Origin of the sequence: Microbispora oryzae (assembly GCF_017896165.1) — a bacterium.
In the GTDB taxonomy this organism is placed as follows: Bacteria; Actinomycetota; Actinomycetes; order Streptosporangiales; family Streptosporangiaceae; genus Microbispora; species Microbispora oryzae.
The window spans coordinates 177,740-200,815 of record NZ_JAFCNB010000014.1; the positions used below are offsets into that span (position 1 = coordinate 177,740).

Here is a 23,076-nt window from a genome sequence, read left to right on the forward strand (position 1 = left end):
AGACGACGTCGCTTTTGCTGGTTACGACCCGTGGCGTCGGTTCCGTCGGATTGCATGATTTATGTGCTGTGTGAGCCGGTTCCTGGCAGATGTCAGGAGACGATGGGAACGCAGAGCTCTCGGTACGCGGTGCGGAGTTCCGTGGCCTCCGGTACGCGCCGTTCTTCCAAGTTTCTGATCACTTCGGCGGCTCGCCAGTGATGCGCGGGTACGAGGTGGGGGTCGGTGAGGGCGGCGAGCGTCATGTGGGCCGCTTCGTCGGATTGATCGGCTGCGAGAAGCGCGAAGGCCAAATCCAGCCGCGCGGCGAGGGCTCGGCGCGGCCGTGGTCGGCCGTCGGATTCCAGGCGTGCGAGCACCCCGCGAGCGTACGACTCGGCTGCGGGGTCGCCGAGCCAGGACAGTGTCGTCGCGGTGTAGGCGTCGCACTTGGCGGGGTCGTAGCGGTAGTGGTGCTCAGGCCGGTCCGGCAGCGGCAGCGGTGTGACGAGTCGCGTGACTCTGCTCAGCGCGTGGCGCGTCTCCCGGGCAGCGCCCAACCGCGCCAAGGCGCGGCCCTCCTGTGCGGTTGCCTGAATATGCGCCGAGCTGCCCTTCGGCGCGACCCGCTGTGCCGCCTGCGAGAGGGCAAGGGCGCGCCCGTAGTCTCCGTCCGTGAGAGCTTGCCATGCCTCGGTCTCCAGGCACCACGCGGCCATCTCGGGATCCGCCGCTTCCTCCGCGAGCTGAGCGGCCGTGCGAAGCCGTGCGGCGGCGGCCGGGAACGTGCGCAAGTCGACGAGACAGGTCGCGGCGAGGAGTGACAGCCAGCCGCCGGCTATCAGCAACCGCCGGTGCTCGGCGAGCGTCTTCCTCGCGTCCAGCAGCCGGGAAACGTAGTCGAGATGACGGCGCACGCGGATCAGCAGGTCGCGTGGTGATGCCCCGTGATAGGCGACGGCGAGATCGTCCACCGCCAGTTCCAGCCGTTCGAGAGTCTCTCTCCCGACCTCGGTGGCATAGGCCTGACGAGCCAGTTCCAGTGCGTGCCACTCGTCGTCATCATCCTGGCCGGCGTTTCTGACGCCACAATCGAAGAGCTGGTCCTCAGTTAGCCCGAAGGCGCGCGCGTACAGGAGGCGGTAGGGGTCGTCGGGCTGGTTGTGTCCGGCTTCGTATGCCTTGATCCGGCGGACGATGCTCTCGCGGGAGGGAAGGCGGGCGCGCACGTCGTCGTCTGCGGCTTCGACCAGGCGGCGCGCCATGTCCTTCTGGCTCCACAGCCGGTTGCGCCGCTCGGTGCGCAGCCGTATGGCGCAAATGGGAAGTTCGGTGACCATCGGATGCACCTCGCTGTCAGACCTCGGGGGACGTTCTGACCGACCCCCAGTGTCCCCTGATCACACCTGTGATTGAGGGATTACGTGCTGTTGTAATCGGAGGTGAAGCGACCGAAGTCGGGTCCGCAGGCGCTGCAACCGTCGTACGGACCCCTTGATCAGGATGGTGGTCCTGACCCATGACACAGAGTAGGGCTGTTGGCGCAGCCCGTCCGGCGTTCGCCGGGTGGCGGATCATGCGAAGCGATGCGGGAAGGTTGTGGGCGACGCGGGAGCGGCCGTTCCCCTTGGCCGTGGAAGAGGCGGGCGCGTTCCGGACGGTCGACGCGGACGACCTGCTGGGGCTGTGCCAGGCGATCGCGGCGCAGGAGAGCAGCGCCGAGGGGACGGTCTGGTGACCGCGCCCGCCGACACCGTTGCCCCGCAACCTGAGTCGCCCGTCTGCCGGAAGTCCCGCGAAGGCGGGCGAGCCAATTCGCGACGCAAATGGCTCCGAGTTAATCACGAGAGAGAACCTATGTATTTCCGTGAACTGAACGTACGATGGGCCGGTTGGTTGACATCATGGAGCGTGACGCGTGGACCGCGCTGTCTGGAGGATTGCATGGCGCTACGCATGAGGGGCATCATCACGATTTCCCTGCTCGCCGGGCTGTCGCTGTCCGCGTGCAACCAATCCGAAACCCCCAAGCTCCCTACGGCGGCACAAGTCGAACCGACCCTCAAGAGCCATATAAATCGAACGCTAAGAAATGCTTTCGCCACTGATGTGAGGGTGACGGATCCTGGTGGGAGGGACATCCCATGCGGCAACAGCAGTGCGAAGCGTACTTATGCCGTGAAGGCCAAGGCCGGCATCGGATCGGGAAACCCTGAGATGGTGGTTCTAGCCTTGATCAGCGGGCTTCATCAAGTCGCGAAGTATCAACTCCCCAGCTATGCGGTGAGTCTGACAGAGCAGGCGGCCGTCAGTGCCCAATATCGGACGCGGCTCGTGCTTTCTTCTCCGAAGAAGGGGGAGATGGTAGTGCGGGGTGAGACGGAATGCCTGCCGCTGAAATGAGAGATTAATGTCATTTGTAGACCAAGGACCCTGCGTCCTCCACCGCGCGCCTTGGTCCGTCGAAGGCTATCTTCAATGCTGTCTGCGCCTCCCCGATCTGTGTCTCATCGGTTCCGCCTGAGCCGTTGGCGACCAACCACTCGTTAAAGTTTATAACGGCTTCCCTGCTCTTAGCTATTTCATAGAATGGTAGGAGTCGGCCGTCGCTTCCGGTGATGGGTGGGTTGGCGAACCGGGCATCGTTCGGGGGCACTCTGGCTTTGAATCCGTTGGACATCAATGTGTTGACCAGCCATGTCTCCCGTGCGAGCGCGGCAGCTCTGTCTTTCTCTTCGAGGGCCTCTACTCGGGTTTTGTCTGGAGTTAACAATGATTCCACTTCAGGCGGCGTGGCTGTGGAGATTCCGAGCCACAAGACCTGGCCCTTCATGCCGGGAATGAAGAGACCGATCACGCCGAGCCCGAGACCGTACATGAACATTGTTCTTTTGATGCGCTGCTGGTCCTCCGCATCGAGCTTCTCCTGACGCTCGCGCTCCGCCATGAACTGCATGCCTGCGACGTAACCAAGGGATCTCATCGCGCGCTCAAGGTTGTCGACGCCGGCACCGTGATCCTTCTTGGCTGCGGCGTTGACGATGCGGTCGGTGAGGTTGCCCATTCCTTCTTCGAAGGGCGCGATGTGTTCGGGGGAGTCGGCGAACGTCTTGACGAAGGCGTAGGTCTCCTTCGGGCTCAGCCGGAAGGCCGGCTTCAGGCCGGGGATGATGGTCTGCACCGGCCCGAACGCGCTGGGCAGGGTGCGGTTGGCGTCGCCCAGGTTGGCGCCCTCGGTGATCTCCGTCGCGTACGAGCCGGCGATCTCGGCCAGGTGGACGCGGGTCGGTGCCTGGATGTCGAGCTTGGGCAGTTCGCGCATGAACTGGAAGGCCAGCTGGGCGGCCTCGGCGGAGTGGGCGCCGTCCTTCTCGTCGTACGCGCCGGACGCGGCGGCCAGCATGCGGCCGAAGGCGTCCGCCCGGGAGTCCTCCTTCTCCTGCATGTCCGGCTGACGCGCGTACGTTCCCCACACTTCGACCCTTTTGTTGAGGGCACTGAGCGCCTTCGGCAGCGAGCCGTACTCCTTGGCGGCGGCGGAGATCGCCGTCCTGGCGGCCCTGGCGTTGTTGCCCAGGGCGTTCAGGAAGCCCGCGAGGTCCGTGCCGTTGACCGTGCTCTTCTTGCCGAGCGCGTGCATGCTCACCACGGCGGCGAGCCAGTCGGCGGGGAACTCGCCGGCGCGGAGCAGGTCGCCCAGCCGTCGTTCGCCTTCTGCCGGAACGGCCGGCTGACCGGCGCGGAGCTCCTCGAACCCGGCATGCCCCGGCGGCTGTGGGCCGGCTGCGGTCTTCACCAGCGGCGACCAGTACGACGGGGGAGCCTTGCCGGTCACGAGTTCGTACCTGACTGCGGCGAACCCGGGTACGTCGGCCCCTTCGCGGACCGCCGTGCCGAACGCACGGCTCACCACGTCGAGCGCCTTCTCGGGATCGTTCATCCCGGTTCTGAGCTTCTCCGCGAGCCCGAGGGTTCCCTTGGCTCCGAGCGCGGCGAAGAAGGCGGCGACGAAGTCGGCGTCGTTGCGGTGCGTGTTCAGTTCGGCGACGAGGCGGGCGAACGCGTCGTCGTTCGTCTTCCCGCCGGGCACGCCGTAGTCGCTGGGGAAGAGGGCGGCGAACCGCTCGGCCAGCGCGCCGCCCTCGCGTTGCGTCTCGGACGCGGTGAGCACGGCGCCCTCGTTCAGCGGCACCAGCCCGGCAGCCATGCCGGGTAGCCATCCCGGCAACTGCTCGGACGAGAGAATCGTCGCCTGACGGCGCCGCAGCTTCGGCAGCTCCGTCTCAAGCCACGAGAGGACCTCTCCGAACGGGTTCAGGCCGGCGGCCGAGAGGTTCGCGGAGGTCAGGATCCGCCGGATGGCGTCCATTTCCTGACCTATGACGTCGTAGCCGCGCGTGAGGGAGCCGATGAAGTCGCTCATACGTCCCGGGTCGATGCCGCTGAATTCCGGCGACAACGGTCCCGTTCCCGGGGATGTCGGCTCTGCCATCGTTTCCCCCGTTCCGCCCGTACGTTCGTGCTGGGTCGTGCCTCACGCCGGCTTGCGGCAACTCATAAAGCCGAAGGGTAAAGCACTGCCGTATCGCTGAGAAGGCAGGACGGGCGCATCCGGCTCAGGGGAGCCAGTCTTCCCGATAGTCGGGGTGCCAGGTGTACGCGTAAGCCTCCAGTTTCAGCAGGTGCTCCGCCTGGGCATGTTCTTCGAGCGCCAGGTAGAGCTGGTTGACGAGCACGGATTCCAGGTAATTCACCCGGTCGCGCTTGGCGGCGAGGTCCCGCTCCGCTTTGTGCCCGTCACGCTGCCCGGCGTTCGCGGCTCTGCGCGCCCGGTACAGACCCTCGTCGATGCGGGCGCGGACGAAAGCGATCAGATCCTGGAACACGACGTCGGCCAGATGTTCGCGGTATCTGCGGGCCTCGGCCATGATCTCGCGGTACCGGGCGGCGAGCGCGGTCTCGTCCGCGCTCGTGAGCTCCAGCCGGGGGATTCGCCGCCGGAGCTCCTCCCCGCCGACCGGCTCTTCGGCGCAGGCGTCCAGGGCCTCTCCGAGCAACTCCGCCGCGAGCAGGGGACGGTTGCGGACCAGCTCCAGGAGCGTTCCGCGATCGATCCTTGTCATGGCCCGGAGATTACATGGAGTGACCGAATGTGTGCCAAGAGTGGCAGAAGCGGCCTGGGGTGGTTTCCTTCCCTCAGGTGGAAGCGCTCTTCCACCTGGTGGTCCGGAAACGACGCGATCAGGGCTGCACATACCTCTGTACCTTCGCTGACCGGGCCATTTCCTGCCCTGAGTCTGGTTTGCAACCATCATTACGGCATTCGGGAACGAGCTGCTCCTGGTGGAGTGTCCTGTAATCCCGGATCGTGGTGAATTAGAAGGGGAATGTCCGGTCCTGGTCGCGTACGGTGATCCACTGGAGCTCGCAGAACTCCTCGGCGGCGAGACCGAGCCCGAAACGTCCCCAGCCGCTGTCCTTGACGCCGCCGAACGGCATGTGCGGCTCGTCGTTGACGGGCTGGTCGTTCACGTGGACGATGCCGGCCTCCAGTGTCGCGGCCAGCCGCAGGCCGCGGCGGCTGTCACCCGTGATGATCGAGGCGACCAGACCCAGATCCGACCGGTTGGCCCTCGCGACCGCCTCCTCGGCCGAGCCGACGGTCTCCAGGATGACGACGGGTCCGAAGGTCTCGCCGTGGGCGATCTCGGCCTCGTCGGGGACGTCGGTGAGCACGGTGGCGGGATAGCACGGCGGCTGGGGAACCCCGCCGGCCAGGACACGGGCGCCCAGCTCGGCCGCCTCGGTGACGCGGCGGTCGAGGAGGGCCAGGGCCCACTCGTTGATGACCGGGCCGACGACCGTCTCCGGGTCGCGCGGGTCGCCTACCGGCAGTGCCGCCACCTTGGCGGCGAACCGTTCGGCGAACTCCCCGGCGAGCGGGCGCTCGATGTAGATCCGCCGGGCGCACATGCACACCTGTCCCTGATGGACGAAGGCGCCGTAGGCCGCGGCGTCCACCGCGTACCCGACGTCGGCGTCGCCCGCGACGATGAGCGGGTTCTGCCCGCTGAGCTGGAGCACGACGCGCTTAAGCTGCCTGCCCGCCTTCTCGGCCAGACGTCGTCCCGTCGGCGTCGACCCGGTGAAGTTGATCCGCTTGACCAGGGGGCTCTCGAGCATCGCGGCGCCGATGTCGCCGGCCTCGCCCGATGCGTGGGTGACGACGTTCAACGCGCCGGGAGGCAGGCCGGCCTCGTGCAGGATCTCGGCCCAGAGCGCGCCACCGGTGTAGGGGGACTCTTCCGAGGGTTTCAGCACGACTGTGTTACCGAGGGCGAGCGGCCCGACGATCGCCCGTCCCGCCAGGGTGAGTGAGGCGTTCCACGGCGCGATCGCCGCGACCACGCCGACCGGACGCCGTACGGCCATGGCCTGGGTGCCCTCGACGTCCGACGGCAGTAGTTCCCCCATGGGCCGGTAGGCCAGGTGGGCGGCCTGGCGGAGGAGTTTGAGGGTGAAGTCGAGCTGGACGTCGCCGAAGTGGCGCCCGCACCCGGTCTCGTCGGCGAGGGCGTCGAGCACCTCCCTTTGGCGGCTCTCCAGGATGTCGGCGGCGCGCAGGAAGATCTGCTGGCGCCGCCGGGGCGGCTCCCCGGCCCAGCCGGCGAACGCCTCGTGGGCGGCGGCGATCGCCCGGTGCGCGTCCTCGGCGTTGCCGGCGGCGACCTCGCAGAGCGCCTCCCCCGACCACGGGGAGCGGTCGGGGTAGGTGCGGCCGGATCCGGCGGCCACCCACTCCCCGCCGACGAAATGACCGACGAAATGACCGACGAAACGACCGGCGGCACGACCGGTGGAATCACTGGTGAACGGCGTGCGCCACCCGTCGCCGGCGCGCCCTCCTGCGGCCATCTGGCTCGATCCTCTCCCTACGTCGTCCGCACGGCCGAGCGAGCCATGCGATCGGGCCGGTAGTCAAATACGTTCTGATATCTGGAACTCCGGGACAATATGCTGACCGGCGTGACCGAAGAGGATTCTCCTCGCCGGCCTGGACGCCCCCCGGCCGATCCCGCCCACTCCGTCTCACTGGAACGCGGCCTGCGCGTCCTGTCGGCCTTCACCGGGAACCGCTCGGTGCTCGGGATCGCCGATCTGGCGCGGGCGGTCGGCCTGAACAAGAGCACGACGCACCGGTACGTGGTCACGCTGACCGCGCTGGAGTATCTCCAGCAGGATCCGGAGACGAGGAAGTACTTCCTCGGCCCGCGCGCCGTCGACCTCGGGTTCGCGGCTGTCGACTCGATGGAGCTGACCCGGGTCACCGGGCCGCTGCTGCAGGCGCTGGCCGACGAGACCGGGTTCACGGTCAGCCTGGGGCTGTCCGACGGGCCGGACGTCGTCTACGTCGACCGGCGCCGCAGCGTCCGGCGCAGCGCCCTGGCCATGGACCTCAACCTGCACGTCGGCTCCCGCCTGCCCGCGTACTGCACGTCCATGGGCAAGGTGCTGCTGGCGTACAAGGATCCCGCCACGCTGCGGCAGATCCTCGACCACACCGACATGGCCCGCCGCGGGCCCAAGACGATCACCAATCGGGAGCAGCTCGTGACGCTGCTGGCCAAGGTGCGCCAGAGCGGCATGGCGGTGAACGACGAGGAGCTCGCCCCCGGACTGCGATCGTTCTCCGCGCCCGTGCGCGACCGGTCGGGCGAGGTGGTGGCGGCGATCAACGTCGCGGTCTACCTCACCCTGGCGCCTGCCGGCGTGGACGCGCTGGCCGGACGCCTGGAGGCGCCACTGCGGCGCACCGCGGCCGAGATCTCCCGGCGGCTCGGCCACCGGCCGCGGACGTAGCCGTTCCGGTCAGCCAAATCGCGTTCGAACTTCCGGGACGCCCTGTTGCTAGCGTGTTGAGGGGAACGTACGGTCGGGTCACCTTTCCGGCATCTCCAGGGCAGGCGCCGCGGCAACCGGCCGCGGCCCCGCCCGGCCTCCACAAGTATCCCCGGTGTCCCCGGCCTGGCTCCGCCATGCCCGCGGCATCGACACACGAAAGGACGCCCGCTGTGGGACTTCTCGGCAGCGTCGACTGGCAGGGCAACATCTTCAAGGACGGCGCGTGGACCGCCGGCCGGGGCGGTGACTACGCGGTCGTCGAACCGGCCACCGGTGAGAAGCTCGGCCGGATGGGGCTGGCGACCCCCGAGGACGTCGCCGAGGCGGGGGAGACGGCGGCCAGGGCCCAGCGGGAGTGGGCGGCGACGCCGCACCCCGTGCGCGCGGCCGTCCTGCGCAGAGCCGGCGACCTGTGGGAACGCCACGCCGAGGAGATCTCCGGCTGGAACGTCCGCGAGGTCGGCGCGGTGCCCGGGATGGCAGGGTTCGCGCTGCACGTGGCCGCGGCGGAGTGCTACGAGGCGGCCTCGCTGCCGAGCCGGGCGATCGGCGAGATCCTGCCGTCCGAACAGCCGCGGCTGTCCATGGCCCGGCGGACGCCGGCGGGCGTGGTCGCGGTGATCTCACCGTTCAACGTGCCGATCATCCTCGGCATCCGGTCGGTCGCCCCGGCGCTCGCCCTCGGCAACGCCGTCATCCTCAAGCCCGACCCGCGCACCGCCGTGACCGGCGGCGCGCTGATGGCGCGCGTCTTCGAGGAGGCCGGGCTGCCGCCCGGTGTGCTGCAGGTGATGACCGGCGGCGCCGACGTCGGCGAGGCCCTGATCACCGACCCGAACGTCCGGGTCATCTCGTTCACCGGCTCGACGGCCGTGGGACGGCGCGTCGGCGAACTGGCCGGGCGGCACCTGAAGCGGGCGCATCTGGAGCTCGGCGGGAACTCCGCGCTGCTGGTGCTCGACGACGCCGACGTGGACGCGGCGGTGAACCTGGCGGCCTGGGGGTCGTTCTTCCACCAGGGCCAGATCTGCATGACGACCGGACGCCACCTGGTCTCCGCCCGCCTTTACGACGACTTCGTGGAACGCCTCGCGGAGAAGGCCGGCGGACTTCCGGTGGGCGACCCGAAGTCCGGCACGGTCGCCCTTGGCCCGGTCATCGACGCGGGCCAGCGTGACAAGGTCCACCGCATGGTCACGGAGAGCGTGCGGCAGGGCGCGCGACTGGTGTCCGGCGGGACGTACGACGACCTCTTCTACCGGCCGACCGTGCTGGCGGACGCTCCTCTCACCGCGCCCGCGTTCGCCGAGGAGGTGTTCGGTCCCGTCGCGCCGGTCACCCGGGTGTCCTCGGCCGAGGAGGCCGCGGAGCTCGCGGCGGCGGGCGACTACGGGCTCTCGCTGGGCATCGTGACCCGTGACGTGATGCGGGGGCTCGCCGTCGCGGAACGCATCCCCACCGGCATCGTGCACATCAACGACCAGACCGTGAACGACGAGGCCAACGCGCCGTTCGGCGGCGTGGGAGCGTCCGGCACGGGGGCCCGGTTCGGGGGCGCCGCGGCGAACGTCGAGGCGTTCACCGAGACCCGCTGGATCACCATGCGCGGCGAGCCGGCGCGCTACCCCTTCTGACGGCGCCCATCCCGCTCTACTCAGGCCAGACCGCGGGGAGGCCGTACATCCGGAACAGCGACGGGTCCACGAACGACACGATGCGCACGACCAGCCCGCCCTCGATCGTCAGGTGCGTGATCTGGTGCGCGTCGAAGCCGCCGGACCCGTCGGTCCGGTACAGCGCCACGCCGAACGCGGCGTTGAGCCCGACGACGCGGGCGCGGAACCGGCCCGGTGCCGCCCGGCTGGCGAAGAACGCGGAGACGAGCTCGCGACCGGCGTACCAGGTGTCGACCGGCGGCATCTCCAGCTCGATGTCCGACCGCATCAACGAGACAAGCCCGGTGACGTCACCCTCGACGAACGCCTCCAGGTATCTCTCGACGATCGCGCGTTCCCCCGCGTCGTCCGGCGCGGACGTGACGGCCTGCGCCGGGGCGAGCTCCGCGAGCCGGGCACGCGCCCGCTGCAGCGCGCTGGTGACCGACGCGACGGAGGTGCCCAGCGTCTCGGCGACCTCGGCGGCCGGGACGGCGAGGACGTCGCGGAGGATGAGCACCGCTCGCTGCCGGGCCGGGAGCCGCTGCAGCGCGACCACGAACGCGAGCCGCACACTGTCGCGCGTGGTGATGACCGCGGCCGGATCCTGCGGTAGGTCGGCCACCAGCACCGAGGGGATCGGCTCCAGCCACGGCGTCTCACGGCCGTCGGGCAGCGGCCACCGCACCTCGGCCGCCGGGTCGACGACGTCGGACGGCAGCACCCGGCGGTCGGCGCGGGCCAGGGCGGTGAGGCAGGCGTTGGTGGCGATCCGGTAGAGCCACGTGCGGATCGAGGCGCGCTCGCCGTCGTAGCTGTCTCTGGCGCGCCAGGCCCGCAGCATGGTGTCCTGCACGAGATCCTCCGCGTCGTGCATGGACCCGAGCATCCGATAGCAGTAGACCAGCAGCTCGCGGCGGTGCGGGTCGGTCAGCTCGGCGAAGCTGTCGGACAGGCTGTGCTCCTCGCTCGTCGGCCGCGTCAGGGATCGGGCGGTCATCGCACGGCCGTCCGCGCGTCCGCGCCGACCGGCCGCGGCACCGGCGGTGCCGCCGCCTCGGAGGATACCGGCCGCCCGGGAATCCACCCGCCGGCGGCGGCGCCGGCGATGCTGAGCAGGGCCGCGACGCCCAGCGCCGGGCGGAATCCGGCCGCGAACGCCTCGGGGGACCCGTATCCGCCCTGCGCGGTGAACACCGCGGCCAGGATGGCCACGCCGAAGACACCGCCGAGCTGGCGAAGCGTGTTGAAGGTGCCGGAGGCGGTGCCGATCGACTCCCGCGGGACGGCGCCGATCGTCGCGTTCTGCGCCGCGGGCATGGCGAGGGAGACGCCGCAGCCGGCGATGACCAAGGGCAGGATCAGCTGCGGGTACGGACGGCCGGGCGTGGCCAGCAGCGCCAGCGATCCGAATCCGATCGCCTGCCCGGCCAGACCGGCCGTCAGCAGCGGCCGTTCGCCGACCCGGTTGATCAGCGCTCCGGCGACGGGGGCGATCAGGAACAGGGTCGCCGTCCACGGCATCATCCGCACGCCCGCGCCGAGCGGCCCGGTGTGCTCGGTGACCTGGAAGAACTGCGCCATCAGGAAGGCCGAGCCGAAGATCGCCGTGTAGAGCAGGAAGCCGCTCGCGTTGCCCGCCGCGAATCCCCGTCTCGCGAACAGCCGCATGGGCAGCATCGGCCGTTCCACCCGCAGCTCCCAGGCCACGAACGCGGCCAGGGCCGCCACGCCGGCGGTGAGCGAGCCGAGCACCTCGGGGCTGGTCCAGCCCGCGTCGTTGCCCTTGATCAGTCCCCAGACCAGTCCGAGAGCACCGGCGGCGGCCAGGGCCAGGCCGCCGACGTCCAGCCGGTGGCCCGGACCCGTGCTCTCCGGGATCCGGACGCGTACGAGCGCGATCAGGACCGCGCCGATCGGCACGTTCAGCCAGAAGATCCACTGCCAGGACCCGCCCTGCGCGATCGCGCCGCCGGCTACCGGGCCGCCGAGCGTCGCCAGGCCGGACACACTGGAGAAAACGCCGAGGGCGCGGGCACGCCGCTCGGGCGGGTAGGCGGCGGCCAGCAGCGCCATGGCGTGCGGCATGACCATCGCGGAGCCGACGCCCTGCACGGCCCGGGCGGCGATCAGCGCTCCGATGCCGGGAGACAGCGCGCAGGCGGCCGACGCGACAGTGAAGACGGTCAGTCCGATCGTGAACAGGCGCCGCCGCCCGTACCGGTCGCCGAGCGCGGCCGCGGTCGCGAGCAGGACCGCGAACGTCAGCGTGTACGCGTTGACGGTCCATTCGAGCTGCTCGATCGTGGCGCCGAGATCGAGCCGGATGGTGGTGAGCGCGGTGGTCACGACCATCGCGTCGAGCAGCACCATGAGGGAGGCGATTGAGGTCAGAGCGAGCACCCAGCCGGGTTTGGTGTTCGTAGGCACGCCGATACTTACCGGCGGCCCGGCCGGAACTCATCGCGTCTCCCGGAAGTTTCCGGTGGGCCGGCGGACAGAAGCCGGGGCCGGTCCGCGCGTGATCGGCGCGGACCGGCCAGGGGGTGGTGCGAATCAGGCGGGACTCAGCTGAGGGTCAGCTGCGGGTCCAGCGCTGGTTGGAGCCGCCGTTGCAGTCCCAGATGTTGAGCTTGGTGCCGTTGGCGGTGGCGTTGTTGGGCACGTCGAGGCACTTGTTCGCGCCGACGGCGGTCAGGGTGCCGTCGGAGTTGAAGCGCCACTTCTGGTTGTTCTGCCCGTTGCAGTCCCAGATGATCACGCTGGCGCCGTTGGCGGTGCTGCCGCCGTTGACGTCCAGGCACTTGTTGCCGTAGACCCGCAGCTCACTGGCACTGGTGGAGGTCCACTGCTGGTTGGCCTGGCCGTTGCAGTCGTAGATCTGCGCCTGCGCGCCGTTGGACTGCGAGCTACCGGTGACGTCCAGGCACCGGCCGGAGCCGACGCCCTTGATCGCGTTCGTGCCACCCGACGGAGGCGGAGACTGCGAGGCGCTCGGCGACGGCGAGGGGCTCGACGTGGATCCGCCGCCGTTGAACTGCCACCAGTCGACGTTGAACAGGTTGCCGCTGCCGCCGGTGTACTTGAAGTACAGGTCGTGGGTGCCGGTGGCGCCGCTGACCGGGCAGGTGACCGTCGTCCAGGTCTGCCAGCCGCCGGTCCCCGGCACGGTGCACGTGCCGGCCAGGGTGCCGTTGACCCCGTCGAGGTGCAGCTCGATCTTGCCGCCGCTGCTCGCGGAGGCCACCCGGGCGTTGAACGACGACGCGCCGGACCCGAAGCCCACACCCTTGACCTTGACGTAGTCGCCGTTCTCGATGAAGCCGACGTTCATCCCGCCGCCGGTGACCGGCTCGGTCTCCACCCCCGACTCCCAGGCGATCGTCTCGGCCTCCTGACGGACATACGGGTTGAGCGTGCCGATCTGCGGCGCCCCCGTCGTCGTCATGTTGATCGTCGGGATCGTGCCGTCGGCGTTGTAGGCGAACTTCTCCACCGCGACCGACCGGGTGTATCCGCCGCCGCCCGGCAGTGCCCCGTTGTGGTAGAAGAAATACGAACCGCCGTTGAAGTCGATCACACCCGGATGATTGGTGAAACTGCTTCCCTGGGTCGGCATGATCGTGCCGCGGTAGGTCCACGGGCCGGTCGGGCCGGGCGCGGTCGAATAGGCGATGAACTCCGAGCAGCACTTGGCCGCGAACACGATGTAGTACAGGCCGTTGCGCTTGTAGACCCAGGGTCCCTCCTCGAACAGGGTGGGACGGTTCGCGGTGCCGGTACGGGTGCCGAAGCCCGCGGTGGTCAGGTTGATCTTGGTGGGGCTGCCCGAGTAGGAGACCATGTCCGCGTTCAGCTTGACGTACCACAGGTCGGGGTTGCCCCAGTAGAGGTAGGCCTGCCCGTCGTCGTCGATGAACACGGTGGGGTCGATCTGCCCGTTGCTGACCAGCGGACGCCCGATGGCGTCCTTGAACGGCCCGGTGGGACTGTCCGACACCGCCACGCCGATGCCCATCGCACCGGTCGCCCGCACCGTCATCGGGACATACCAATAGAACTTGCCGTTGCGGTAGACGGCCTGCCCCGCCCAGGCGTCCGACTTCGCCCAGGAGAAACTCGCGATGTTCAACGGCGACCCGTGGTCGGTCCAGTTCACCATGTCCGCCGACGACCAGACCCGCCACTCCTTCATCGTGAAGTACGTGGAGTTGTCCTCATCGTGACCGGTGTAGAGGTAGACCCGCCCGTTGTAGACCATCGGGGCCGGATCGGCCGTGTAAATCGTCTGAACGATCGGATTGTCCGCCCGCGCCGCGGTGGCCGGAAGCAATGACATCAAACAGAGCAGGCTCACGATCCACGCGAGTGAGCGCTTGGCGAACCCCTGGTTCGGGGGTTTACCGGTGATTTTCACGAGATTTCCTTCAGGTTAGTGATCACCCCGCGCCTCTTCTCGTGGAAAACGCCTCTCCCGCGGCGCGAGTGATTCGACGGGTCTTTCGGATGGAGGACGCGTGACCGCGTTCCGGCCGGCGGGGTGGGCCCACGGACGTTCCGCCCGTGGGCCCCGGCCTTCCTCACCGCCCGGTTCTCCGCGGGGAGGGTGAGACTGCCGACCGGCTGTGATCCGGCTCGCTCAGACGCGGGTCCAGCGCTGGTTGGAACCGCCGTTGCAGTCCCAGATCGCCAGCTTGGTGCCGTTGGCGGTGGCGTTGTTGGGCACGTCGAGGCACTTGTTCGCGCCGACGGCGGTCAGGGTGCCGTCGGAGTTGAAGCGCCACTTCTGGTTGTTCTGGCCGTTGCAGTCCCAGATGATCACCGTGGCGCCGTTGGCGGTGCTGCCGCCGTTGACGTCCAGGCACTTGTTGCCGTAGACCCGCAGCTCACTGGCACTGGTGAGGGTCCACTGCTGGTTGGCCTGGCCGTTGCAGTCGTAGATCTGCGCCTGCGCGCCGTTGGACTGCGAACTGCCGGTGACGTCCACGCACCGGCCGGAACCGACACCCTTGATCGCGTTCGTGCCACCCGACGGAGGCGGAGACTGCGAGGCGCTGGGCGACGGCGAGGCGGTGGGAGAGGGAGAGGGGGACCCGGGAGGAGTGGTCTGGAACTGCGTCAAGAACTTCCAGACCTCGGCGGAGGTCCAGGTCCTCCAGCCCTCACAGGTGCACCCGTCGATCGGACCGGGAGTGTGACCACCGTCGAATGCCGCCCACACCACCGGATATCCGGACCGGCATCCCGAGTAGGCGGTGACGATGTGGCTCAGACTGCCCGACCTGGGCTCGGGCGGGTTCTGGGCCGTACAGCCGTTGTTCCTGACGAACGTGTCACGCAGTCCCCGTCCATTGGAGATGTTGAGCACCGGATCCCCGATGCCGTGCACCCCCATGTACGCGATGGGCTGGGTGCCGCCGTTGCATCCGCTGAGCTGCGCGCCGGAGTAGACCACGACCGCGCGGAAGACCGACGCCCGGGCGCAGGCGATCGCGTAGCTCATGCCGCCGCCGTAGCTGAAACCCATGGCGAAACGCTGCGTGGTGTCGACGCAGAGATCCGCCTCGATGCGATTGAGCATGTCGTCGGTGAAGGTGACGTCTTCGCCGCCGGAATTGGCCCAGCCGTTGCCGATGCCCTGGGGGGCGACGAAGATCGTGGTGTTGTTGGACAGCCGCAGCTGACCGTAATAGGACCAGAGGTCCCCGTCCGTGCCGCCCGAATTGACGTCGGCGGCGGTTCCGCCCCGCCAGTGGTAGGCCATGACCAACCGGTAGGGGGTGTTGTTGTTGTAGTTGTCCGGCACTTTCAGAATGAAGGAGCGGCTCTTGCCGCTGCTCTGAATCGTGTAATTGCCGCTTCTCATCGTTGGGGTCTTGCCGCATCCGGAGGTCGCCGCCGCGGCGACGGCCTTGGACGCGGACGAGGTGGACGACGCGGTCGACGCGGACGCGCCGAGTGCCGTGCCACCCGTGCCCAGAACGAGGAGTGCCGCCGCGGCGACGGCGGTGAGAAGGGGTTTGTGTCGCAACTTATCTACCTCCATGTGTTTTACGGACAGTGATACGCATGCCTTGGCGATGTCCGTCTGGATCGTGTTCTCGGTCGCGCCGGAGGGGTCACCGGCGGTTCTGAGGGAGGCGCTCCCGTCGCGTTCGATGTGCCGCTGACGGAACGGGCGGCCCCGGGCGGCGGATCTCCTGGATCGTCACGCCAGATACCGATCCAGCCTTGTCCGCCACCTGGAGACCGAGAGGTTCCCGCGTGCGGAGGCGCCTGTGCCGGGCGGGCGGAGGAGAACGGACATTGGTCGACATATCCACCCTCGGTCTGAAAAGCCACCGGTGCCGCGCGTCGTCCTGAGCGGCGGATCGCATGGGCGCCGGTTGGCCGCGATCAGGCTCCCACCAGGTCGGAAAGTGTCACTCGCCTCCGGAACCTCCTTCCCGAAGGTCCACGAACAGGCCTGCGTACGTCCGGTGCAGGGCCGAGCCCTTGCCTCGGCGGTCACATGGCACTGTTAGCGCTAACAGTCGACAGCGCGTGCTCCCTTCGGCCAGCGGGTCGCGGTGGCGGGTGCAGCGAAGCCAATACGACCAGCAGACTGGCTGTCAAGAACCGGTTCTCCCGACTTCACCGGGCTTGCAAGGGCCGGGCTCTCTTCCGGCGGATCTCGGCGGGTGCGGGTTTTCTGGCGGATGGGTAAGCATGAAACATTCACGCGCGGCCGGCCGGCCGATAGTGTCCGCATGGGCCCCGGCGGGAAGAGGGCCGCTGTGGGCGGCCGCTCGTAAGGTCGCGTCTTGAGTATGAAACATCCCGGCGTCGATCGGTTGAGTCGCCAACCGGGCGTCGGCGAGCCGGGACGAATACTCGCTGGTCAGCGTGGTAGTGATGCCAACAGTGGTCAATGCTCTCGTGTGCGCGTCCTGAAATAAGTGTTCTTAAGGTCTTGACGGGTCACACCCTACGGACCGTAATTGGTAGCTAAGCGCCGGGAGATACCCCTTCCGGGGCCCCTTGGCTGGACCACATCGGCGGGTATGTGGAGGCATCCTGCGTGTCTCCGCATCGTGGTCGGCCACGTCGGCTTCCATTGCCTCGCTTCACCCCCGTGGTGCCATGCGAGGCCGCGCCATCCTGGAGAAGCACGTGACCGATCGGATCGAACCCGCGGAGTCCGGCGCGGCCCCGGTCAGACGGCCCACGGCCACAGACGACGGCCGCCGCCGTGCGGGAGCGCGGTTCTGCCCGCCCGCCACCGTGGCCGGTCATTCGCCCTGACGGCGCGGGAGCTCGCCTGCGCGGGTCGATCCCTCGTGGCCATCTCAACCGGGGGTCGTCGTCCAGGCCGTCCCGTTGCCGGATCGGCACAGCCGATCGTCGTCGTACAGCCATCCCTTCGGCGGCGGCACGCTGCCCAAGGAGGGGTGACCTGACACATCCCTACCCCCCTTAGGAAGTCCTGTGCATCTGTCTTCGCCGGCCGCGGTGGTGAGACCGGTCCTCGCCGGTCTGATCGCCGCGGCACTCACCGCGGCGATCACAATCGTCGCCTTGACCAGCGCGGCCCGCGCCGCCACCACGACTCTGTACGTTTCGCCGTCGGGCTCCGGCAGCACGTGTTCGTCGGCCCAGCCGTGCTCGCTCTCGGGGGCGCAGACGGCGGTGCGGTCGCAGAACAGCTCCATGTCCGGGGACATCGTCGTGCAGCTCGCCGACGGGGTGTACCGGCTGTCGTCGCCGCTGCGCCTGACCGCCGCCGACTCCGGCAACAACGGATACCAGGTCGTGTGGCAGGCGGCGGCCGGCGCCCACCCGGTCGTCACCGGCGCCAGGGCGGTCACCGGCTGGTCGCTCGCCAACCAGTCGAAGAACATCTGGCAGGCCAACGTCGGCACCGGCATCGACACCCGGCAGCTGTACGTCAACGGCGCCCTCGCCACGCGTGCCCGCACCCAGCTGAACCGCGGCGACTTCACCTCCAACGGCAGCGGCATGAGGTTCACCAGCAGCTCCCTGAGCTACCTGAACTCGCTGACCAACCAGAACCGGATCGAGCTTGAGAGCGTCGGCTCGTTCACGGACCGGTACGTGCGGGTGCAGAGCATCAGTGGGAACTTCATCACGATGCAGCAGCCCAGCTGGAGCAACAACATCTTCGGGTACGACACGTTCACCACCCCGCACCGGGCCGGGCCGTTGTACATCGAGAACGCCTACGAGCTCCTCGACTCCCCGGGTGAGTGGTACATCAACCCGTCCACCGGCGTGCTGTCCTACATCCCGCTCTCCGGACAGAACATGAGCAACGTCAGCGTGGAGCTGCCGACTCTGCAGTCCCTGGTGGACGTCGGGGGCACCTATGACGCGCCCGCGCATCACATCGCGTTCACCGGGATCACCTTCACCGGCACCAGCTGGCTCGGCCCCAGCAGCAACCAGGGTTTCGCCGACCAGCAGACCGGCTCCTACATCTCGGGCAACTCGCTCTGGCCCGGAGACCTGCCGAGCTCCTGCCAGGAAGGCTGCCAGCAGTTCGAGTCCACCCGCCCCAACTGGTTCCAGATGCCCGCGGCGGTTCAGGTCTCGGCCGCCAACAACATCACCTTCAGTGACTCGCAGTTCGTCAACCTGGGGCAGACGGCCATCGGCATCGGCAACGACGCCAACGCGCACGCCAGCGGTGTCGGCCTGGGCGCCAGCGACATCACGGTCACCCGGTCCGAGATCGCCCGCAACTCGGCCGGCGGCATCGTGGTCGGCGGCGTGCGCGCCGACGCGCATCACCCGAGCGACCAGCGGATGGTCAACCGGAACATCACGGTCAGCAACAACCGCATCCACGACCTCGGTCTGGACTACCGGGGCATCGTCTCGGTTCTGACCACCTACGTCAGCGGCTCCAACGTCTCCCACAACGAGGTCTACAACCTGCCGTACACCGGCATGTCGATCGGGTACGGCTGGGGCGCCAACGAGCCCGGCGGCAACACCCAGTACGCCAACCGCGGCCTGTACAACTACCAGCCGCGGTACACCACGGCCACCACCGCGAACAACAACCAGCTCGTCGGCAACTACGTGCACGACGTCATGCAGCAGATGACCGACGGCGGATGCATCTACACGCTGTCGTGGAACCCCGGCGCGGTGATCAGCGACAACTACTGCCTGCGGACCAACGGCTATTTCGGGGTCTACTTCGACGAGGGTTCCAAGTACTACACCGTCAGGAACAACGTCCTGTCCTCCACCGGCACCTGGCTCACCGCCAACTACTGGGGCGGGGAGAACATGGGCAACTTCACCGTCACCGGCAACTGGTCGAGCAACGGCAGCACCAATGTGACCAACGGCGACCGCGGCAACGTCGTCTCCGGCAATGTCACGGTCTCCAACGGGCAGTGGCCGTCGGGCGCCCAGTCCGTGATGGCGGCCGCCGGACCCCAGGGCGGCAGCTCCTCGCCGTCTCCGCCTCCGTCGGGTGGCACGAACGCGATCAAGGGCGTCGGCTCCGGCCGGTGCCTGGACGTCACCGGCGCCTCGCAGACCAACGGCGCGCAGGCGCAGATCTACGACTGCAACGGCGCGGCCAACCAGCAGTGGACCTCCACCAGTGCCAGTGAGCTGCGGGTCTACGGCAACAAGTGCCTGGACGTGAACGGCGGCAGCACCGCGAACGGCGCCACGGTGATCATCTGGGACTGCAACGGGCAGAACAACCAGAAGTGGCGCTTCAACTCCGACGGCACCCTGACTGCCGTCGGCGCGAACAAGTGTCTCGACGTGCCCAACAACGCCACCGCCAACGGCACCAAGCTGGCGATCTGGGACTGCAACGGCGGCTCCAACCAGCGCTGGACCCGCACGTGATGCGCGCCTGATTCTCACCACTCCGGGCCGGTCCGCGCCGATCACGCGCGGACCGGCCCCGGGTAGTGCTACACCAGCCCCTTGACGGCCGAGCCGGTAGCGGCGGGCTCCCGGGTGATGTGGGAACGCCGGGCCGGCAGTCCGAGCATCGGGTTGGCGACGCTCCAGGCGGCGCCCTTGCAGATGAGTTCCTTGAAGTGCGCGGCGAACCGTCCGGTCAGGACGGCACGCACGGCGCGGTCGTCGGCGGTGACAAACTGGATCAGGCCTTCCTTGCGGCCAAGTGAGATGCACTGGTTGAAGTAGCGGATCGGCACGCTCGGGAGCTTTCCGCCGGTCAGGCGCGCCGCGATCGCGTCTGCGCCCTGCCACGCGGTGGGAAGGCCCGAAGCGCACGACATGCGCAGCGGCTTGTCGCCAGGGCCGATCATCATGGCCGCGTCGCCGACGGCGTACACGTCCGGGTGCGAGACCGAGCGCAGGGTGCCGTCGACCACGATCTGACCGGAGTCGGCGACGTCGAGGGTGGTCGCCTTCGCGATCGGGTGGACCGCGAATCCGGTGGCCCACACGGTGACCGCGGCCGGGATGGTCGTGCCGTCGGCGGTGGCGACGTGGTCGGCTCCGACGCCGGTGACGGCGGTGCGCTCGTGGACGGTGATGCCGAGCTTGCCGAAGACCTTCCGCAGGTGCTCGCGGCCCCTGGGCGAGAGCCAGTCGCCGAAGCCGCCGCGGGCGGTGAGGACGACGTCGAGGTCCGGGCGGGCCTCGGCGATCTCGGTGGCGGACTCCACGCCGGTGAGGCCGCCACCGACGACGACCACGGTCTGCCCGGCGTCGAGGCGGGCCAGGCGCTCGCGCAACCGGAGCGCTCCGGGGCGACTGGCGATCTCGTAGGCGTGTTCGGCGGTGCCCGGGACGCCCTGGGAGTTCCAGCCGCTGCCGAGCGCGTAGACGAGCGTGTCATAGGGGAGCTCTTCCGAACCGGCCGCGTCGGAGACGGTGACGGTCCTGCGGTCGGCGTCGACGCCCGTCACCCGGGCGAGTCTCAGTTCGACGCCGGTGCCCGCGAACATCTCGCTCAACGGCCGCGGTCTGAGGTCCTGGCCCACCGCCAGCTGGTGCATGCGGACGCGTTCGACGAAGTCGGGCTCGGCGTTGACGAGAGTGATGGCGACGTCTTCGGAGCGGAGCCGCCTGGCGAGGCGCCCGGCGGCGAACGCTCCGGTGTATCCGGCTCCGAGGACGATGATGCGGTGCTGCATTGCCGTGCTCCTGTCTTCCGCGATTTGCCTCTTGAACCGGGCGGCGCGGCGGTTCCTGACAGGAACGCGATGTGAAGCACCTCACACAGCGATCAGAAGGCGATCAACAGCGGCTCCCCGTGGTCGGCATTCGCCCAGTGCGCGGTCGCGCGTTCCAACTTGTCGGGATTGATCTGGTTGCGGACCGCGGCGATGCCCTCCCCCGTGATCTCCAGGCACATGACGCCGACGACCTGGCCGTCCACGACGGCCAGGAGGGCCGGGCCGCCGTTGGCGGTCCAGGCGTAGACCTCGGGCGCGCCGCCGGCCAGGGCGCGCTTGGCCTCGCCCGGTGCGAACAGCCCCCGCAGGAACTTGGCGACCGCGACGGCGCCCTCGACCGCCTTGGCGCGGGCCGGGATCTTTCCGCCGCCGTCACCGATGGAGATGGCGTCCTCGGTGAGCAGGCGTACGAGCGGCTCGATCTGGCCGCCGGCCGCGGCCGCCAGGAACTCCTCGATGATCCGCTGGGCGGCGGTCTCGTCGATCTCGGTGCGGGCCCTGCCGTCCGCGACGTGCTTCTTGGCGCGGTGAAAGCTCTGCTGACTGGCCGCCTCGGTGATGTCGAGGATCTCGGCGATCTCCCGGTGCGGATAGTCGAAGGCCTCCCGCAGCACGTACACCGCCCGCTCGTTGGGGGAGAGGCGCTCCATGAGGGTGAGGACCGCGTACGAGACCGACTCGCGCTGCTCCGCGGTGTCGGCCGGTCCGAGCATCGGGTCACCGGCGAGCAGCGGCTCGGGAAGCCACTGGCCCACATAGGTCTCGCGGCGCGAGCGCGCGGAGGTGAGCTGGTTGAGGCACAGGTTGGTGAGCACCTTCGTCAGCCAGGCCTCGGGGACCTCGATGTGGTCGACGTCGGCCGCCTGCCAGCGCAGGAACGTGTCCTGCACGGCGTCCTCGGCCTCCCCGGCGGAGCCGAGGAGGCGGTAGGCGATGGCCTCCAGGCGCGGCCTGCTGGCCTCGAATCGCTCGACGTCGTTCACGGTCAAGGGCATGGCCCGATGCTAGCCCGCGCCGCCTGCCGCGCGACTCCGCGGGCCGCGAGGCGGCATCGGCTGATCAGTACGACACATGTGAAAGTTTCATGCGACTGAGCGGCGCGTACGGACACGGCCGCCAGCGTCGTCGCTGGTCTTCAGTGGAATGTGGTTAATCTTAGCCTGTCTATGAATGCCCCTATGGTGGAATAAGTGGGCTTAAGGACTTGACGGACTTCCCCACTCCGACCGTAATTAGTACCGAGGTGCCGGGGGTGAGCTCCTTCCGGAACCTCTATGGCTGGATCACATGGGCGGGATGTGCGGAGCTTCGCGGCTCTCAGCATCGTGACCGGCCACGTCGACTTCCACAGCCTCGCTTCGCCATGCGTTCGTCATGGCTACGGCGGGGCGGACCATCTTGGGAGAAGCACGTGACCGATCGAACGAGCAAGACGGACGAGACGGGCCTCGGCCCGGAGCGGCCCTCACCGTGGGCGCGGTGATGGCGCGGACTTCCGCCCCGCACGGCTCCACCGATCGCGGTCACCTGCCGCCGAGGAGAACGATCCGCCGGCGGCCGAGCCGTCCCATCCAGCCCGCCATCGCCGTGCACCTGCGGGACACGGCGATGTCAACGAGCAGTGGGTCCGCGTCGGACACCATCTGACGACGGCTTTCGTCACCCCTCACCCCTGGGAGAGAAGGCAGGACCGCCCTAATCGAAACCGGTTCGAAATGAGTGCACCGATTCCCACACGGCACTGTCGGTGACCACCACAACCCTCGTCGGCCGCCACGCATCAGCGGCCGGATGAGGGAACCAGAGACGGCACCTCTGGGCGCGGAACAGTACTCTGGCAAAAGCGCGGCGGCGCGCGCCTTGCCTGACTGTGTTTCTTCACGTCAGGAAAGGAATTGTTATGTCTCGACGTCCGTGGCTGAGGTTGGTGGCCACGTTGGCGCTTGTCACGCCGGGGGCTTTGGCTCTGTCGGTTCCCGCGGCTGATGCTCTGACCATTCCGGCGTCCGATTACCAGCAGGTGTCGCTGGCGTCGGGGGGGTCGGAGCTGGGTGAGGCGATGTCGCTGGCGGTGATGCCGAATCGTTCGGTGATCCACACGGCGCGTGACGGCACGGTCCGGGTGACCGATGCGGCGGGTAACACGAAGGTCGCGGCGAAGCTGAACGTCTACACCCATGACGAGGAGGGGTTGCAGGGTGTGGCGGTCGATCCGGGGTTCGCGTCGAATCGGTATGTGTGGTTGTACTACTCGCCTCGGTTGAGCACGCCGAGCGGGGACGCGCCGGCCAGTGGGACGCAGTCGCAGTTCGATCAGTGGAAGGGGCATTTGAATCTGTCCCGGTTCACGTTGAAGT

17 protein-coding genes are annotated in these 23,076 nt (G+C 68.6%); 6 read left to right on the forward strand and 11 right to left on the reverse strand.

The features are described 5' to 3' along the window. Positions 1 to 92: 92 nt before the first annotated feature. On the reverse strand, positions 93 to 1,319 hold the full coding sequence (locus tag JOL79_RS23800; RefSeq protein WP_210158116.1) for an NsdA family TPR-like regulatory protein: 1,227 nt from the start codon (positions 1,317 to 1,319) through the stop codon (positions 93 to 95). A 236-nt stretch (positions 1,320 to 1,555) separates the two neighbouring features. Between JOL79_RS23800 and JOL79_RS23805 the strand changes: the two genes are divergently transcribed. Continuing rightward, complete coding sequence (locus JOL79_RS23805) at positions 1,556 to 1,717, forward strand: hypothetical protein (protein WP_307848687.1); 162 nt, start codon at positions 1,556 to 1,558, stop codon at positions 1,715 to 1,717. A 218-nt stretch (positions 1,718 to 1,935) separates the two neighbouring features. After that, a complete protein-coding gene (locus JOL79_RS23810; protein ID WP_210158118.1) occupies positions 1,936 to 2,382 on the forward strand; it encodes a hypothetical protein in 447 nt (148 codons plus the stop codon). Between the two features lie 10 nt (positions 2,383 to 2,392). On the opposite strand, the gene JOL79_RS23815 is transcribed toward JOL79_RS23810, so the two are convergent. The 3 genes from JOL79_RS23815 to JOL79_RS23825 form a co-directional block, all read right to left on the reverse strand. Beyond that, complete coding sequence (locus tag JOL79_RS23815; protein WP_210158119.1) at positions 2,393 to 4,471, reverse strand: DUF6571 family protein; 2,079 nt, start codon at positions 4,469 to 4,471, stop codon at positions 2,393 to 2,395. A gap of 124 nt (positions 4,472 to 4,595) precedes the next feature. After that, complete coding sequence (locus JOL79_RS23820; protein ID WP_210158120.1) at positions 4,596 to 5,102, reverse strand: hypothetical protein; 507 nt, start codon at positions 5,100 to 5,102, stop codon at positions 4,596 to 4,598. A 253-nt stretch (positions 5,103 to 5,355) separates the two neighbouring features. Further along, the gene (locus JOL79_RS23825) at positions 5,356 to 6,894 is read right to left on the reverse strand and encodes an aldehyde dehydrogenase family protein (RefSeq protein ID WP_210158121.1); all 1,539 of its coding nucleotides are present in this window, start codon (positions 6,892 to 6,894) and stop codon (positions 5,356 to 5,358) included. Between the two features lie 111 nt (positions 6,895 to 7,005). On the opposite strand from JOL79_RS23825, the gene JOL79_RS23830 reads away from it, so the two are divergent. Together JOL79_RS23830 and JOL79_RS23835 are read left to right on the forward strand one after the other, a co-directional pair. Then, on the forward strand, positions 7,006 to 7,839 hold the full coding sequence (locus tag JOL79_RS23830) for an IclR family transcriptional regulator (protein WP_307848688.1): 834 nt from the start codon (positions 7,006 to 7,008) through the stop codon (positions 7,837 to 7,839). Between the two features lie 212 nt (positions 7,840 to 8,051). Next, positions 8,052 to 9,515 (forward strand): benzaldehyde dehydrogenase, encoded by a 1,464-nt coding sequence (locus tag JOL79_RS23835; protein WP_307848689.1) that lies wholly within the window; start codon positions 8,052 to 8,054, stop codon positions 9,513 to 9,515. A 16-nt stretch (positions 9,516 to 9,531) separates the two neighbouring features. Here the strand turns inward: JOL79_RS23835 and JOL79_RS23840 are convergent, their stop codons facing one another. The 4 genes from JOL79_RS23840 to JOL79_RS23855 all read right to left on the reverse strand — a co-directional run bounded on the left by JOL79_RS23840 (position 9,532) and on the right by JOL79_RS23855 (position 15,567). Beyond that, a complete protein-coding gene (locus tag JOL79_RS23840; RefSeq protein ID WP_210158124.1) occupies positions 9,532 to 10,536 on the reverse strand; it encodes a sigma-70 family RNA polymerase sigma factor in 1,005 nt (334 codons plus the stop codon). Continuing rightward, positions 10,533 to 11,966 (reverse strand): DHA2 family efflux MFS transporter permease subunit, encoded by a 1,434-nt coding sequence (locus tag JOL79_RS23845; protein ID WP_210158125.1) that lies wholly within the window; start codon positions 11,964 to 11,966, stop codon positions 10,533 to 10,535. The genes JOL79_RS23840 and JOL79_RS23845 overlap by 4 nt, the downstream gene beginning before the upstream one ends. Before the next feature lie 148 nt (positions 11,967 to 12,114). Continuing rightward, complete coding sequence (locus tag JOL79_RS23850; RefSeq protein WP_307848690.1) at positions 12,115 to 13,953, reverse strand: lectin; 1,839 nt, start codon at positions 13,951 to 13,953, stop codon at positions 12,115 to 12,117. Positions 13,954 to 14,175: 222 nt separating this feature from the next. Beyond that, positions 14,176 to 15,567 (reverse strand): lectin, encoded by a 1,392-nt coding sequence (locus JOL79_RS23855; protein WP_230985339.1) that lies wholly within the window; start codon positions 15,565 to 15,567, stop codon positions 14,176 to 14,178. 1,436 nt (positions 15,568 to 17,003) lie between these two features. On the opposite strand from JOL79_RS23855, the gene JOL79_RS34300 reads away from it, so the two are divergent. Beyond that, positions 17,004 to 19,412 carry a lectin gene (locus JOL79_RS34300; RefSeq protein WP_307848691.1) on the forward strand — a complete coding sequence of 803 codons (2,409 nt, stop codon included), beginning with the start codon at positions 17,004 to 17,006 and terminating at the stop codon, positions 19,410 to 19,412. Positions 19,413 to 19,480: 68 nt separating this feature from the next. Here the strand turns inward: JOL79_RS34300 and JOL79_RS23865 are convergent, their stop codons facing one another. The 3 genes from JOL79_RS23865 to JOL79_RS23875 form a co-directional block, all read right to left on the reverse strand. Further along, positions 19,481 to 20,677 (reverse strand): NAD(P)/FAD-dependent oxidoreductase, encoded by a 1,197-nt coding sequence (locus JOL79_RS23865; protein ID WP_210158127.1) that lies wholly within the window; start codon positions 20,675 to 20,677, stop codon positions 19,481 to 19,483. 92 nt (positions 20,678 to 20,769) lie between these two features. Beyond that, the gene (gene sigJ, locus JOL79_RS23870; protein ID WP_210158128.1) at positions 20,770 to 21,714 is read right to left on the reverse strand and encodes an RNA polymerase sigma factor SigJ; all 945 of its coding nucleotides are present in this window, start codon (positions 21,712 to 21,714) and stop codon (positions 20,770 to 20,772) included. A 528-nt stretch (positions 21,715 to 22,242) separates the two neighbouring features. Next, a complete protein-coding gene (locus JOL79_RS23875; protein WP_210158129.1) occupies positions 22,243 to 22,389 on the reverse strand; it encodes a hypothetical protein in 147 nt (48 codons plus the stop codon). A 257-nt stretch (positions 22,390 to 22,646) separates the two neighbouring features. On the opposite strand from JOL79_RS23875, the gene JOL79_RS23880 reads away from it, so the two are divergent. Beyond that, on the forward strand, positions 22,647 to 23,076 hold a 430-nt coding region (locus JOL79_RS23880), incomplete at its 3' end, for a PQQ-dependent sugar dehydrogenase (protein ID WP_307848693.1).